The 16,277-nt window shown below is 62.6% G+C and carries 9 protein-coding genes; 2 read left to right on the top strand and 7 right to left on the bottom strand.

Annotated elements, in window-relative coordinates:
* Positions 1-2: 2 nt before the first annotated feature.
* Positions 3-3,323 (bottom strand): maltose alpha-D-glucosyltransferase, encoded by a 3,321-nt coding sequence (treS, locus tag AC3ISG_RS12055; RefSeq protein WP_489299390.1) that lies wholly within the window; start codon positions 3,321-3,323, stop codon positions 3-5.
* Positions 3,324-3,339: 16 nt separating this feature from the next.
* The gene (locus AC3ISG_RS12050) at positions 3,340-5,376 is read right to left on the bottom strand and encodes an alpha-1,4-glucan--maltose-1-phosphate maltosyltransferase (protein WP_489299389.1); all 2,037 of its coding nucleotides are present in this window, start codon (positions 5,374-5,376) and stop codon (positions 3,340-3,342) included.
* 340 nt (positions 5,377-5,716) lie between these two features.
* On the opposite strand from AC3ISG_RS12050, the gene AC3ISG_RS12045 reads away from it, so the two are divergent.
* On the top strand, positions 5,717-5,893 hold the full coding sequence (locus AC3ISG_RS12045; RefSeq protein ID WP_163022162.1) for a hypothetical protein: 177 nt from the start codon (positions 5,717-5,719) through the stop codon (positions 5,891-5,893).
* 312 nt (positions 5,894-6,205) lie between these two features.
* Here AC3ISG_RS12045 and AC3ISG_RS12040 read toward each other — a convergent pair whose 3' ends face one another.
* On the bottom strand, positions 6,206-6,751 hold the full coding sequence (locus tag AC3ISG_RS12040) for an MgtC/SapB family protein (protein ID WP_122535244.1): 546 nt from the start codon (positions 6,749-6,751) through the stop codon (positions 6,206-6,208).
* A 233-nt stretch (positions 6,752-6,984) separates the two neighbouring features.
* Between AC3ISG_RS12040 and mapR the strand changes: the two genes are divergently transcribed.
* The gene (gene mapR / locus AC3ISG_RS12035; RefSeq protein ID WP_489299388.1) at positions 6,985-8,421 is read left to right on the top strand and encodes a GntR family transcriptional regulator MpaR; all 1,437 of its coding nucleotides are present in this window, start codon (positions 6,985-6,987) and stop codon (positions 8,419-8,421) included.
* 166 nt (positions 8,422-8,587) lie between these two features.
* Here mapR and AC3ISG_RS12030 read toward each other — a convergent pair whose 3' ends face one another.
* The 4 genes from AC3ISG_RS12030 to AC3ISG_RS12015 form a co-directional block, all read right to left on the bottom strand.
* Entirely contained in the window at positions 8,588-9,334 is a 747-nt protein-coding gene (locus AC3ISG_RS12030) for an SDR family oxidoreductase (RefSeq protein WP_122535241.1), read from the bottom strand.
* A 48-nt stretch (positions 9,335-9,382) separates the two neighbouring features.
* Positions 9,383-11,473 (bottom strand): bifunctional diguanylate cyclase/phosphodiesterase, encoded by a 2,091-nt coding sequence (locus AC3ISG_RS12025; protein ID WP_122535239.1) that lies wholly within the window; start codon positions 11,471-11,473, stop codon positions 9,383-9,385.
* A 125-nt stretch (positions 11,474-11,598) separates the two neighbouring features.
* Positions 11,599-13,077: an efflux transporter outer membrane subunit gene (locus AC3ISG_RS12020; RefSeq protein ID WP_205487447.1), complete on the bottom strand. Its 1,479-nt coding sequence runs from the start codon at positions 13,075-13,077 to the stop codon at positions 11,599-11,601.
* Positions 13,078-13,085: 8 nt separating this feature from the next.
* Positions 13,086-16,193 (bottom strand): efflux RND transporter permease subunit, encoded by a 3,108-nt coding sequence (locus AC3ISG_RS12015; protein ID WP_489299387.1) that lies wholly within the window; start codon positions 16,191-16,193, stop codon positions 13,086-13,088.
* Between the last annotated feature and the right edge of the window lie 84 nt (positions 16,194-16,277).

The following is a 16,277-nucleotide window of genomic DNA, read 5'->3' as shown; positions in this document are numbered from 1 at the left end:
TTTCATTCTCCATCAGACAGGTCTAGAAGCCCGCGCAAGCCTTGAAGCGGAACCGACAACCATGTCGGCCGATTCTCGGCCTCGTAGGCCACTTCATAAGCGGCTTTTTCCAGGGTGAACAGCGCCAGCGCAGCAGCCTCACCTTTGGCATCTTTCCAGTCGTGGCCCACTTCGACGGTGGCCTTGCGATAACCGTCGAGGAAGGCTTCCCGCGCCTGCTTCAAATACGTTTCGGCCACTTGCTGGCGAGCGGTTTCAGCCTGTGCCGAGGTGTCGGCGCTTTGCGCGTTGCGCATGGCCATCGCTGCAGCGTAATCGAAGGAGCGCAGCACGCCGCTGACATCTTTGAACGGGCTGTACTTGGCCCGACGTTCCTGTAGCGGACGCGCCGGTTCACCCTCGAAGTCGATCAGGTAGGCATCGCCCTTCACCACCAGCATCTGACCGAGGTGCAAGTCGCCGTGGACGCGCATTCTCAGGCCGCCAACGGACTGTTTCGCCAGGGTCTTGACCTGAGCCAGCAGCGCCTTGCGCGTGCCCAGCAGCTCGGTGATGAGCTGCTGATCCTGGGCTTCCAGGGAGTCGCGATGCTGTTCAAGCAGCTGCAAGGCACGCTCGATCTGCGCCGACACACTTTTCGCCGAGGCTTCGCTGTCCTTGACGCTGGTGACTTCGGTCTTGAAGTCCGGGTTGTCCGTCGGCGCGCCGAGGATCACATGCATCTCACCCAGCCGTTGACCCAGCAGGCCGGCGAAGTCTTTCAGTTCGATCAGCGCGTTGGCTTGCTGCTCCAGCGCCGATTGACCATGGGCCATGTGATCACGCACGGCGCGTTCGAGGTTGTTCTGAGTCCATTCCCATGCGTCGCCCTGATTGCTCAAGTAACCCTGGGCGATCATCAGCAGGTTCTTCTCGCCCTGCCCGTCGACGCGCACCACCGCGCCCAACAGCGGCGAGATGTGCGGATAGCCGGCTTCGGTCAGGTACGCGCCCATTTCCAGCTCCGGGTGAGTACCGGCCGCGACACGGCGAATCATTTTCAGCACCAGCTTCTTGCCGACCACCACCGAGCTGTTGGACTGCTCGGCCGAGAGGTAACGCACCTCGGCGTCTTCGTTCAGCCCCAGTGGCGCCAGTTGCGACGTGCTCTGGAACTGCAGTTCACCGTCCGGCGTCGCCAGCACGGTGTTGTCCTGCATGCCTTTGATGACGTTGCGAATGAACGGCTCGAGCGTAAACGCATCGGTGATCAAGCCGACCTGGCGGCCACGACGCACGCGGGACAGGGCCAACTGTTGCGGCAAGGCGCTGCTGATGTCGTCTTCCGGCAACAGGCCAAACGGCAACTGGTAGCGCACCGTTTCGCCGCCAGAGGTGACTTCGATTTCGCTCAGCAACGCCGGCCGCACCGTGGAGCCAAAGCGCACGGCGTAGGCGATGTGAATGCTGTCGATGGCGGTGCCCTTGCCGGCGAACCAGCGTCGTTTCGGCAGATAAACCGACAGCGACTGCTGTTCCATGGTCTGGCGCAGGGGTTCTTCGAGCAGTTCTTCCAGGCGCTGCTTGAGCACCAGGGTCGGGAAGTCCGGCATGCTCTGGGCCGGTTCAACGTGCCAGCTGGGCATTTGATTCTCCGCGGCCAGCAAGAACCAGTAGAAGCCATAAGGCGGCAACGTCAGCAGGTAATTGAGCTGGCCAATAGGTGGAAAGGCGCTGCCGCCGAGCATTTCGACCGGCACTGTCCCGGCGTACGGCGCCAGTTCAAGCTCCGCAGCCTGGGACGCAGCCGAGACGTTGGCGACGCAGAGGATGATTTCAGTCTTGCCGTCCGGCCCGGTGTATTCGCGGGTGTAGGCCAGGATACGGCGGTTGCTTGGCGAGAGCATTTTCAGGGTGCCGCGACCGAAGGCTTTCTGCTGCCGGCGCACGGCGAGCATGCGCCGGGTCCAGTTCAGCAGCGAATGCGGGTCATGATCCTGCGCCTCGACGTTGACCGACTGGTAACCGTACAGCGGGTCCATGATCGGCGGCAGCACCAGGCTCGCCGGGTTGGCGCGGGAGAAGCCGCCATTACGGTCGATCGACCACTGCATCGGCGTCCGCACACCGTCGCGGTCGCCGAGGTAGATGTTGTCGCCCATGCCGATTTCGTCGCCGTAATACAGGGTCGGCGTGCCGGGCATGGACAGCAGCATGCTGTTCAGCAATTCAACGCGACGGCGATCACGTTCAAGCAGCGGCGCCAGGCGACGCCGAATGCCCAGGTTGATCCGCGCGCGACGGTCCGAAGCGTAGTAATTCCACAGGTAATCGCGCTCGCGGTCGGTGACCATCTCCAGCGTCAGTTCATCGTGGTTACGCAGGAAGATCGCCCACTGGCAATTCTCCGGGATTTCCGGGGTCTGGCGCAGGATGTCGGTGATCGGGAAACGGTCTTCCTGGGCCACCGCCATGTACATGCGCGGCATCAGCGGAAAGTGGAACGCCATATGGCATTCGTCGCCGTCCTTGCCCTTGCGATCGCCGAAGTACAGCTGGGTGTCTTCCGGCCACTGATTGGCTTCGGCCAGCAACATGCGGTCGGGGTAGTTCGCGTCGATTTCGGCACGGATCTGCTTGAGGACCTGGTGGGTCTCCGGCAGGTTTTCGTTGTTGGTACCGTCGCGCTCGATCAGGTACGGAATCGCATCCAGACGCAGGCCGTCGATGCCCATGTCCAGCCAGTAGCGCATGACCTCGATCACCGCCTTCATGACCTGCGGGTTGTCGAAGTTCAGGTCCGGCTGGTGGGAATAGAAACGGTGCCAGAAGTACTGCTCGGCCACCGGGTCCCATGTCCAGTTCGACTTCTCGGTGTCGAGAAAGATGATCCGGGTGCCGTCGTATTTCTGCGGGTCATCGGACCAGACGTAGAAATCCCGCGCCTTGGAGCCTTTCTTGGCGTGGCGCGCGCGCTGGAACCATGCGTGCTGGTCAGAGGTGTGGTTAATGACCAGTTCGGTAATCACCCGCAGACCACGGTTGTGGGCCTCGGCGATAAACTTCTTCGCGTCGGCCATGGTGCCGTAGTCGCTGTGCACGCCACGGTATTCGGAGATGTCATAGCCATCGTCGCGGCGGGGCGACGGGTAGAACGGCAGCAGCCAGATGGTGTTGACGCCCAGTTCGGCAATGTAGTCGAGCTTGGCGATCAGGCCGGGGAAGTCACCGATACCATCGTCGTTGGAGTCGAAAAACGATTTCACGTGGACCTGGTAAATCACCGCATCCTTGTACCAGAGCGGGTCTTCGATAAAGGCAGCGTTGCGGGGTTTCTTTGCCATGACCACATCCTTTGAATTATTGGTTTGTGGCTTTGATGCGCCAGATGCCGAACGGCTGGTAAGACGGGTCCAGGCGCATGAACTGGTACTTGCCATACCAGGTCCAGGAATGCCCGGTCATCAAGTCTTCGCCCAAGGTCGCGGCATCATCAGGCAGGCCCATTTCCCACAGTGGCAGCTCGAACGTCGCTTCTTGCACGTTGCGCGGATCGAGGTTCACGGCGACCAGAATGAAGTTGCTGCCATCCGCGGTGCGCTTGCCGAAGTACAGGATGTTGTCGTTGTACGCGGTGTATATCTTCAGGCCCAAATGCGTCTGCAGTGCCGGGTTCTGGCGACGGATGCGGTTCAACTGGGCGATCTCGGCAATGATGTTGCCGGGTGCGGTGAAATCGCGAGGACGGATCTCATACTTCTCGGAATCCAGGTATTCCTCTTTGCCCGGCACCGGCGCCGATTCACACAGCTCGAAGCCTGAATACATGCCCCACAAGCCCGAACCCATGGTCGCCAGCGCCGCGCGGATCAGGAAGCCCGGGCGCCCTGAATCGTGCAGGAACGGCGGGTTGATGTCCGGCGTGTTGACGAAGAAATTCGGGCGGTAACACTCGCGCCACGGCGACTCGTTGAGCTGAGTGAAGTACTCGCTCAGCTCGGCCTTGGTGTTGCGCCAGGTGAAATAGGTGTAGCTCTGGGAATAACCGACCTTGCCCAGGCGCGCCATCATCGCCGGTTTGGTAAACGCCTCGGCCAGGAACATGACTTCCGGGTGCTGGCTGCGCACGTCGGCAATCATCCACTGCCAGAACGGCAGCGGCTTGGTGTGCGGATTGTCGACGCGGAAGATCTTCACGCCCTCTTTCACCCAGCCGAGGATCACGTCACGCAATTCGGTCCACAGGCCCGGAATCGCGTCCGGCGCATAGAAATCGACGTTGACGATGTCCTGGTATTTCTTCGGCGGGTTTTCCGCGTAACGGATGGTGCCGTCCGGACGCCACGAGAACCAGCCCGGGTGTTCCTTGAGCCACAGGTGGTCCTGGGAGCACTGGATGGCGAAATCCAGGGCGATTTCCAGGCCGTGTTCAGCGGCTGCGGCGACCAGTTCGCGAAAGTCCTCGCGGGTGCCCAGTTGCGGGTGAATGGCGTCATGCCCGCCTTCAGCGCTGCCGATGGCGTACGGGCTGCCGACGTCATCCGGCCCTGCGGTCAGGGAGTTGTTAGGCCCTTTGCGGTGGGCGCGGCCGATCGGGTGGATCGGCGGGAAGTACAGCACGTCGAAGCCCATGTCGCGGATCATCGGCAAGCGCGAGTGGACGTCCTTGAAAGTACCGTGGCGCTTTTTGTCGTCGGTGATCGAGCGCGGGAACAGCTCGTACCAGCTGGCGAACTGAGCCAGCTCACGTTCGACGTCCAGCGGGAATTCCAGGCTGCGGCTGAGGAACGCGTGGTTATCCGCCTTCGCCATAATGGCAGCGGCTTCACTGCTCAATAGCAAAGCAACTTTGGCCTCGTTTTCCGTAGCTTCACCGAGGCGGTTGATCAGGCTGTCAAGCTGGCCGCGCAGTTCCAGGCTGCTGCGCTCGGCGGCGTGCACCAGGTGCAGGCGCCCTTCTTCCAGCTCCAGATCGATGGTCACGCCGGCAGCGTATTTCTTTTCCAGCTCGTAGCGGTAGCTGCCGAACTGATCGATCCAGGCTTCAAGGCGATAGACATAGCGGGTAAAGGTCGGCGGGGTGAATTCGCCCACCCAGCTGTCGTTGCCCAGCTCACGCATGGGCACCGACTGCCATTCTTCATCGTCAACGGCACGGTAGACGATCCGCACGGCCATCTTGTCGTGGCCGTCCGCGTAGATTTTGCTGGTGACCGTGACCGGCTGACCGACAACGGCCTTGGCCGCCAGCTGACCGTTATCGATCACCGGCTGGGTGTCCTCGATCACGATGCGCGGCAGCTGCAAGGCTTGGGTCAGGGGGATAGGGTGGATAGAGTGGAGAACATCGTTTGCCAGGGAATCCGGGCCGTACGGCTGATCAGCAGTATCATTCATCGAGCATCACTCCTCACGCCCAGGGACGCCCACCGTGGGGCGCCCATTGCTTCAGCGTCTTTGTTCATAACATAAGAGAGAGCCACGGGATCAACGCATCCGGACGTGGCAGCATAGGTTCCGAACGCCAGCGTCGGGCAAAAGTTCAAACAGCTTGCGTGACGTTTGATCAGGCCACCGCGGCCCTACTGGCAGGCCAAGTGCTCCGGCACCGCGGGGCGACCGGGCGGATTGAGTGAATCATTGTCAGGGCGCTGCGGTCGAGATGTTTGCGTGACGGCAGGTGTAATGCCGCGTCACTTGACACGCCCTTCTCGACGAACCCAAGGAAGCGACGACCATGAGCATTCCCGTTCCCGCAGAAACGCCCGATCCGAACATAGATGATCCCGAACTGCCGGTGCCCAAGCCAGAAGAGCCGCCTTCACCGCTGATGCCTCCGGTGATCGAGCCGCCTGTAGGTGATCCACCGAGCGGCGAGCCTCCGGCAATTCTGGATGACACGTTTCCTGAGTGATTCACTGACCCGACGCGGTGTTGTAGGACTAGTTTCAGCCGGGAAGCTTTTGTATGGCATGCCGCGAGATTCAAGGTGTGCCCACCGGCCTCTTCCCGGCTGAAGCCGGTCCTACAATTGAGCGGCGTGCGTTCAGCGGGAGCGCGACCATTCCCAATGGCGCAACGCGAGCTAGTGGGACCGGCTTCAGCCGGGAAGCTTTTGGATGGCACGCCGCGTTTTTGAGGGTGCGCCAACTGGCCCATTCCCGGCTGAACCCGGTCCCACTGTTAATCAGCATTCACTCCCGCGATATCCTGAATAACGACCGGTTTACGGCTCCTGCGCATCACCACCCGTGCGGCGAGCCGGGTCCTTGGCGCGTTCTTCCGGGGATTCAAAGCGCCTGACAATTCGCGGCATCAGACTGAAAATCCCCAACGCAAGCACCGTACTCAGCACCGCCGTCATTTCCCTGCCCATTCCCGCCGCGATACCGATGGCCGCCGTCATCCACAGGCCAGCTGCCGTGGTCAGGCCCTTCACTTGAGTCGCGTTGAGCGCATCGCCCTTGAGGATGGTCCCGGCCCCGAGAAAGCCGATCCCCGCCACAATGCCCTGCACTACACGGCTGAGTGCGGCGTCGTCGGCGCCGGCCATGCGGGGCACCAGCACAAACAATGCCGCGCCCATGCACACCAGCATGTGGGTGCGAACCCCTGCCGCCTTGCCCTTGTGCTCCCGCTCGAAACCCAGAATCCCGCCCAGCAGCGCCGCGATCACCAGGCGTATGGTCACGCGGGTGATTTGCCCGGCATCCGTGATATCAGAAAACTCGGCCTGCAGCGTTTCCACGACTTCTTCCCACCAGGCATTCATCAGTGCATTCCCCCTCATTCACCGTCAGTGCGGTATGGACCGCAGCGGGGTTCGAGAGTGCGGGAGGCCGTGTCGAGCCCTGGCGCCTGAGCCGGTTTTTGTGCGCCAATCTGCATCTGTACTAATCCGCGCGTCGCGAGCATATTTCGACACTGCAAACGGGTCATCCGCCCCTCCCGCTGGCCGGCCATGCATGGCTGCTGCACCCTGAAGCCACTCCGCACGAGCCCACCATGAAGCGTTATGAAAAGTTTGCCGATGACATTGCCGAGCTGATTCGCACCGGGGTGCTGGCTGCAGGTCAGCGCGTGCCGTCGGTGCGCTATGCCAGCCAGACCCACGGCATCAGTCCGTCGACGGTGTTCCAGGCCTATTATCTGCTGGAACGGCGGGGTCTGATCCGGGCCCGCCCGCGTTCAGGCTATTTCGTCAACGACAGCGTCCGCCTGCAAGGCCTGGGCGATCCGACTCCGGATCAGGACGCGCGCCCTGCGCCCCAGGTGAGCGAATCCACCGAAGTCGACGTCAGCGACCTGGTGTTCTCGGTACTTGAATCGATCAAGGACCCGAACATCGTGTCATTCGGCTCCGCCTTTCCCAGCGCCGGGCTGTTCCCGCTGCAGCGCCTGGCCCGCTCTCTCGCCAGCGCCACCCGCGACATGGACCCCAGCATGGTGGTCAGCGACCTCTCGCCCGGCAATCCGGCCCTGCGCCGACAGATCGCGCTGCGTTACATGGTCGCCGGGCAGATGTTGCCCATGGACGAACTGTTGATCACCAACGGCGCCCTCGAAGCCCTGAATCTGTGCCTGCAAGCGGTGACCGAGCCCGGTGATCTGGTGGCCATCGAGGCCCCGGCGTTCTACGCCTGCCTGCAGGTGCTCGAACGGCTCAAGCTCAAGGCGGTGGAAATTCCGGTGCACCCGCAACAGGGCATTGACCTGGCGGTGCTGGAACAGGCGCTGGAGCGTTACCCGATCAAGGCCTGCTGGAGCATGACCAGTTTCCAGAACCCGACCGGGGCGACGGTGCCCGAGTTGCGCAAGCGGGAGCTGGTCGAGCTTTTGCGCAAGCATGAAGTGCCGCTGATCGAGGATGACGTCTACGCCGAGCTGTATTACGGCCAGCACGCGCCGAAACCGGCGAAGGCGTTCGACACCGAAGGTTTGGTGCTGCATTGCGGCTCGTTCGCCAAGAGCCTCGCGCCTGGTTATCGGGTGGGATGGGTGGCCGCCGGGCGTTATGCGCAGAAGGTCGAGCGGCTGAAAATCATGACCTCGCTGTGCGCCTCAATGCCCGCCCAGGCCGCCATTGCCGATTACCTGCAACACGGTGGTTACGACCGCCACCTGCGCAAATTGCGCCACAGCCTGGAAGACCAGCAGCGGGCGATGCTTGGCGCCATCGCCCGGCACTTCCCCGCGCAGACCCGCGTCAGCCAACCCACCGGCGGGTATTTCCTTTGGGTTGAACTGCCGGAACAGATCGACTCGCTGAAAGTGTTCCAGGCCGCACTCGCCCAGGGCATCAGCATCGCGCCCGGGCCGATGTTCTCGCCGACGCGGCGCTTCAGGCACTTCATCCGCTTGAACTACGGCAGTCCTTGGGGTGACACGTCTGAACGGGCGATGGAGACACTGGGGAAGATTATTCGCTCGATGATAGGTTAAAAAGTGCCGGGCGAAGAGGCAGCGCTGCAAATCTTAAGTGCCAGGACCGGCCCCTTCCCGGCTAAAGCCGGTCCTACAAGGGACCGCGTGCAGTCAGCGGAATTGAATGTGAACGCGGATGTAGGACCGGCTTCAGCCGGGAAGACGGCGGCACATTCAGCGGTGACTACCGACCGCCGCCCAGGTCGATGAACGAACCCGTCGAATACGACGCCTTGTCCGACAGCAGCCACAGAATCGCTTCCGCCACTTCATCGGCCAACCCGCCACGGCCCATGGGAATGGTCGGCTCCAGTTTGCTGACACGGTGGGGGTCGCCGCTCAGGGCGTGGAATTCGGTGAAGATGTAACCGGGGCGTACGGCATTGACTCGTACACCCTCGCCCGCGACTTCCTTGGCCAGCCCGACCGTGAAGGTGTCCAGCGCGCCTTTGGACGCCGCGTAATCCACATACTCGCCGGGGGAGCCGAGCCGTGCGGCCACGGACGACACGTTGACAATGCTGCCGCCGCGACCGCCATGGCGAGGCAGCATGCGCAGCAGCGCGTGTTTGCTGCACAGCATCGGCCCGACGACGTTGCTCATCATGATCTTCAGCAGACGAAATTCGGACATCGTGTCCAGCCGCGAGGCCTCCCCCACCGTGCCGGCGTTATTGACCAATGCAGTGATCCGCCCCAGCTCCGAATCGACCCGGCCAAAGAGCCGAATGATCTCGTCCTCGTTGCTGACGTCTGCCTGCACCGCAATGGCATGCCCACCCGTTTCGCGAATCTGCCCGCACAGCCGCTCGGCCGACGCATGATCGGACAGATAGTTGATGCACACGCGATAACCCTGCGCCGCTGCCAGAACCGCCGTCGCGGCCCCGATGCCCCGGGAGCCGCCCGTGATGAGGAGATTTTTATCCATAAACGTTCCCAGTCGATCATTGCGTAAAGGTGGGGTGGGCATTGGCACTCAATCGGTGATTTCGCTGAGTCGACGCCGGGAGGCTTCAATGTCCGCCATAAACCGCTCAGGCGGCAACGGATACCCCAGCAGAAAACCCTGCAACGAGTCACAACCCAGTCGCGTGAGGAAACTTTGCTGGCTGGCGGTCTCGACACCCTCTGCGACGATGCGCAGATTCAGGGCCTGGCCCAGCGCAACGATGGCCGAGACAATGGCGGCGTCGTCGCTGTCGTGCTCCAGGTCGCGGACGAAACCGCGGTCGATCTTCAACTCGTTGGCCGGCAGGCGCTTGAGGTACATGAGGCTGGAATAGCCGGTGCCGAAATCGTCGATAGACAGGTCAACATCCATGTCCGACAGCTTCTGCAGCACGGTCATGCTGGCGTCGGCGTCACTCATCGCGGTGGTTTCGGTGATTTCCAGGGTCAGGCAATTGGCCGGCAGCCCATGGGTGGCCAGTGCGTCTGTGACGGTCTCGACCAGCCCGACGTGACTGAACTGCAGCGCCGACAGGTTCACCGCGATGCGCCAGTCAGTGTAGCCAGCGTCGTACCAGCGCTTCATCTGCCGGCAGGCCTCGTTCAGTACCCACTCGCCGATCGGGATGATCAACCCGGTTTTTTCCGCCAGACCCATGAATGTGTCCGGCATCAGCAGCCCGAGCTGCGGATGATTCCAGCGCATCAGTGCCTCGGCACCGATCGGCCGGTGGGTGCCTGCAGAGAACTTCGGCTGGTAATGCAGGCAGAACTGCCCTTCGCGCAGCGCCAGGCGCAGGTCCTGCAACAGCTGCAACTGATTGCGCGCGTTGGTGTTCATCGACGCGTCGAAGAAGCTGTAGCCGTTCTTCCCGGCACTCTTGGCGTGGTACATGGCGGCGTCGGCGTTCATCAGCAGTTCCTGCTGGGTGCGGCCGTTGCCCGGGTACAGGCTGATGCCGATGCTCACCGTCACCTGAAGATCATGTTCCTGCACGCTGAACGGCTGGCTGACCAGGGCTACCTGGCGCGAGGCGACGCTGACCGCCTCTTCGCCATCATCCAGTTCGACCAGCAGCACAAACTCATCGCCGCCGATGCGCGCCAGTGTGTCGTGGCGATGAAAGTTTTCGCGCATGCGCACGGCCACCGCCCGCAGGAGCTGGTCGCCGACGTGATGACCGAATGCGTCGTTGACCGGCTTGAAGCCGTCCAGATCCAGAAACATCAGCGCGAACATGCCGCCCTGGGCGTCCACTTTGTGCATGGCCTGATCAATGCGATCGGCCAGCAGAATGCGGTTAGGCAACCCGGTGAGGTTGTCGTGCAGGGCCAGTTGCGTCAGCTCGCGATTGGCTTCTTTCAGCGACAGCGACAATTGGGCGGTGCGCGCGGCCATGCGCGCATCCAGTACGGAGGTCAACAAGGTAATGCCCAGCACCGTGAGGCTGGTGATCAATACCAGCTTGTCCAGACCGTCGGGATGCAGGCCACCGGGCATCGCGCCGCAGAAACTGCCGGCCGGGAAGTTGGCGGCGGTCATGGCGGTGTAGTGCATGCCGAGGATGGCGAAGCCCATGATCACCGCCGCACCGCTGCGGGCCAGACGCACGTAAGGGGTTTCCTTGCGCAGCCGCACGGCGATGCTCAGCGCTGCGGCTGACGCGGTGACGGCAATCACCAGCGACAGGCCGAACAAGGTGGGGTCGTAGTCGATGCCCGGCTGCATGCGCATTGCCGCCATGCCGGTGTAATGCATGGTGCTGCTGCCCAGGCCCATGACGAATGCGCCGAAGACAATGTTCAACACCGGAACGCGATCGTGACTGACCAGCCACAACGCAAGACCGGAGGTAAAGATGGTGATCAGCAGCGACAGCAGTGTCAGCGGGATGTCGTACGCCAGCGGGATGGGCAGCGTGAACGCAAGCATGCCGATGAAATGCATGGACCAGATGCCGACACCCATCGAAAGCGCCCCGCCGCACACCCACAGCATTCTTGCCCGACCGCTGGCCGAGGCAATGCGCCCCGCCAGGTCAAGGGTCGTATAGGACGCGAGAATCGCTACCAGGACTGAAATCAGAACCAGCGAGTAGGTGTAATGGCCTATCAACATGGGCTGGCCCTTGGCTCAACGAAATTCGGCTTTTCAGCCCTGATGAATGGGGCGGCGATTGTACCGAAATTCGCGAAAAAGTCCCGACACTCCGTCGCAAAGATGGCACATCGCTACGCAAGCACCTAGCGTTCCGATATGTCCTTGCCCGGCGTCAGCCCGGTCGCCGCGTCCCAGCCACCGCCCAGTGCCGCGATCAGTTGAGCACTGGCGACCAGCCGGCTTTCAAGCACATTCAGCACGCTGCGTTCGTTGCTCAAGGCCGTGGTCTGCACGTTGACCACGTCCAGATAACCGATCAGCCCGGCTTTGTACTGGTTGTTGGTCAGGCGCAACGAATCACGCGCCGATTGCAGGGCCTCGTCGCGCACGCCCGCTTCCTGCTCATACACGCGCAACTGCGCCATGTAGTCCTCGACCTCCTTGAAACCGTCGAGCACGGTCTGGCGGTACTGGGCGACAGTCTGGTCGTAGACGGCTTCGGTGCGGTCCACTTCGGCAGCGCGCTGGCCGCCATCGAACAGGGTCATCGCCAACTGCGGGCCGACCGACCAGAAGCGGTTGGGCAGGGAAATCCAGTTGCTGACCGTGCTGCTGCTGTAGCCGCCGCTCATGCTCAGGGTCAGGTCCGGGTAATACGCGGCCTTGGCCACGCCGATATTGGCGTTGGCGGTCATCACTGATCGCTCGGCAGCGGCGATGTCCGGGCGGCGCTCAAGCAATTGCGACGGCAGCTGCGCCGGAATCTGCGGCACCGCCGGAATCGACGTTGTGGCCGCGAGGCTGAAGTCCGCCGGCGCCTGGCCCATCAGCACGGCAATCGCGTTTTCGAACTGGGCGCGCTGCCATTGCAGGTCGATCAGGTCGGCCTGGGTGCTCTTGAGTTGTGTCTGCGCCTGCGCGGTAGCATCCCGGCCGGAAATCCCGGCGCGGTACTGGTTCTGGGTCATGGTCAGCGAGCGTTGGTAGGCATCGACCGTTGCTTCGAGCAAACGTTTCTGCTCGTCGATCACCCGCAGTTGCAGGTAACTCTGCACCAGTTGCGACTGCAGGCTCAGGCGCATCGACGCCAGATCGGCGAGGCTGGCCTGGGCGCTGGCCTTGTCGGCCTCCAGGCCGCGGCGCAACTTGCCCCACACGTCGGCTTCCCAGCTCACGCCCAACTGCGCGTTGTAGGTGTCCCGGATGCCGCTGCTGGAACTGCTCAGGCTCGAACTGCTGCTGCCGGTGCCCTGGCTTGAGCGGTTTTTGCTGGTGGTCAGGTCCAGGGTCGGAAAAAACGCGCCACGCGCACTGCGCACCAGTGCCGCAGCCTGCCGGTACTGCGCCTCGTATTGCGCCACGGTCTGGTTGGACGTGTTGAGCTTCTCGACCAGGGCGTTGAGCTGGGCGTCGCCATAGATTTCCCACCACGCGCCGCGCGCTATCGCATCACTCGGGTTGGCCTGGGTCCAGCCCTCAGCCTGCTTGAAGTGCGCCGGGGTCGGCATGTCTGGCGTCTGGTAATCAGGGCCGACGGCACAGGCACTCAGCAGCAGCGCACACAGCGCTACGCCGAAGCTCCGGCGAAACGGCAACGTCCGCTGCAGGTCAGGCGTTTTCATCGAGTCGTTCATAGCGGAGTTTCCAGGGCAGCATCCGTCTGCACCCCGCGCCATGTGTTGAAACGATGGCGCAGACGGTCGAGATAAAGGTAAACCACGGGCGTGGTGTACAGCGTGAGGATCTGGCTGAGGATCAGCCCGCCAATAATGGTCAGGCCCAGCGGCCGGCGCATTTCCGCGCCTTCGGCGCTGCTCAGCAGCAACGGCACGGCACCGAGGATCGCCGCCAGCGTGGTCATCAGAATGGGCCGCAGACGCTGCAGGCAGGCGTTGCGAATCGATTCCACCGGGGTCATGCCGCCCTGGCGTTCGAGTTGCAAGGCGAGGTCGATCATCAGAATCGCGTTCTTCTTCACCACGCCGATGAGCAGAAACAGGCCCAACAGCGAGATCAGGCTGAATTGCCCGCCGGTGAGGTAGATGCTCAACAGCGCGCCGACCCCGGCCGAGGGCAGCGTCGAGAGAATGGTCAGCGGGTGGATGTAGCTTTCGTAGAGAATGCCCAGCACCAGGTACACCGCCACCAGCGCCCCGAGGATCATCCACGGCTGGCTCTTCTGGGTCGCGGCGAAGGCGTCGGAGGTCCCGGCCATCTTGGCGATCACGTCTTCGGGCAGGCCCACCGCCGCGACCGCGCGTTCGATGGCGAGGTTGGCCTGATCGAGGGTGACGCCATCGGCCAGGTCGAAGGAGATGTTTTCCGACGCGAACTGGCCGTCATGGCTGACCCGGTCGTCCTCCAGACTGCGCTCGTAACGGGCGATGGTCGACAGCGGCACCCGCGCGCCCTCCGCAGTGATCACCTGAACCTGCTCCAGCGTGGTCGGGTCGAGGGCGTATTTCGGGTTGACCTCCATGACCACCTGATACTGGTTCAGCGGGTCATAAATAGTCGACACCTGGCGCTGGCTGTAGGCGTTGTTCAGGACCGTGGTGACCATGTTCATGTCGATGCCCAGGCGCTTGGCCGCATCGCGGTCGACGATCAGCGTCACTTGCTGGGTGCCGCCGCCGTCGTTGGCGTCGATGGCAGTCAGTTCCTTGAGCGACTTCAGTGCCGCGACGATCTTCGGGTACCACAGGCGCAGGGTTTCCAGGTCGCCACTTTGCAGGATGTACTGGTATTGCGAAGTGGTCTGCTCGCGGCCGCCGCCCAACTGCAGGTCCTGATCGGGTTGCAGAAAGAGGCGCCCGCCCGGCACCAGGGGCATTTCCTTACGCAGCCGCTCGACCACTTCCATGGCGCCGATGTTGCGTTCCTTGATCGGCTTCAAACGGACGATGATGAAGGCGTTGCCGGTGCCGCCGTTGCCGCCGATGAAGCCCGCGACGCTTTCCACGGCCGGGTCCTTGAGGATCGCCGAGCGGAACGTGTCCATCTTCGGCTGCATCACCGAGAACGACAGGCCGTCATCGCCCCGCACAAACCCCATCAACTGGCCGGTGTCCTGCTGCGGCAGGAAGGTTTTTGGCACCACAACGTACAGCGCGACGTTGCCGACGATGGTCAACAGCAGCGTCAGCAGGGTCAGGCGCCGGTGGCGCAGCACCCAGCGCAGGCTGCGGTCGTAGCCTGCAACCATGCGGTCATTGACCCGCTGGCTCCAGCGTTGCAGGCGATTTTCCGTGCCCGGCACATGGGGCTTGAGCCAGCGCGCGCAGAGCATCGGCGTCAGGGTCAGCGAGACCACCAGCGAAACAACGATGGACACCGACAACGTGATGGAAAACTCGCGAAACAGGCTCTCCACCAGCCCGCCCATGAACAGGATCGAGATAAACACCGCCACTAGCGAGACGTTCATCGACAGCAGCGTGAAGCCGACTTCTTTGGCGCCGAGATAAGCTGCCTCCATGGGCGGCACGCCTGCGTCGATGTGCCGGGAGATGTTTTCCAGCACGACGATGGCATCGTCGACCACCAGCCCGGTGGCGAGAATCAGTGCCATCAGCGACAGGTTGTTCAGCGAGAAGCCGTACAGGTACATGATCGCGAAGGTGCCGACCAGCGACACCGGCACCGCCAGGGTCGGGATCAGCGAGGCGCGGAAGTTTCCGAGAAACAGGAACACCACCAGGATCACCAGGACCACGGCGATGAGCAAAGTCATCTCGGCTTCGTGCAGCGTGGCCTTGATCACCGGCGAGCGGTCCATGGCCAGGTCGAGCTTGACGCTCGCAGGGAGCACCGCCTGCAACGCCGGCAACTGCGCCTTGATCGCCGCCACGGTTTCGATGATGTTGGCGCCGGCCTGCCGGTTGATCACCAGCAGCACCGCGGCTTTGTCATTGAAGAAGCCGCTGTTGTAGCGGTCTTCCACCGAGTCCTTGACCTTGGCCACGTCTTTGAGCCGCAACGCCGCGCCGTTGGCGTAATGGATGATCAGCGATTCGTAATCCTTGGCCTTCTCCAACTGGTCGTTGGCCTGCACCTGCCAGTTGTGCTCGCTGTTCTCCACCGAGCCTTTCGGGCGGCGCACGTTGGCATTGGAGATGGTCGTGCGCACTTCATCCAGCGACACGCCGTACTGGGACAGCAGCTTGGGTTCCAGCTCCACGCGCACGGCGGGCAGCGAACTGCCGCCGATCTGCACTTCGCCGACGCCGTTCACCTGGGACAGGCTCTGGGACAGGATCGTCGAGGCCATGTCGTACAGCTCGCCCTTCTCCAGCACGTCGGAGGTCAGCGACAGCACCATGATCGGCGCCTGGGACGGGTTGACCTTCTTGTAGGTCGGCATGCTGCGCATCCCGCTGGGCAGCAGATTGCGCGACGCATTGATGGCCGCCTGCACTTCCCGCGCAGCACCATTGATGTCGCGGTCCATGTCGAACTGCAGAATGATCCGCGTCGAGCCCTGGCTCGAACGGCTGCTCATGGTGTTGACCCCGGCAATCACCCCGAGGGAGCGCTCCAGCGGCGTCGCCACGCTGGACGCCATGATTTCCGGGCTGGCGCCGGGCAGCGAGGCGCTGACCACGATCACCGGGAAATCCATGTTCGGCAGCGGCGACACCGGCAGCAAACCGAAGCTCATCCCGCCCAGCAGCATGATCGCCAAGCTCAGGAGCATCGTCGCTACAGGGCGTTTGATGAAGGGCCCGGACAGATTCATGGGCGGGAGCTCCAAGCGGCAAGCTTCAAGCTGCAAGGGAAGGCAAAAGCCCCGGCCTGCGCATGGCTGCTTCTAGCTTGCAGC

Source organism: Pseudomonas sp. GL_135 (genome assembly GCF_057834665.1).
This window is presented reverse-complemented; position numbering and strand designations above follow the sequence as displayed.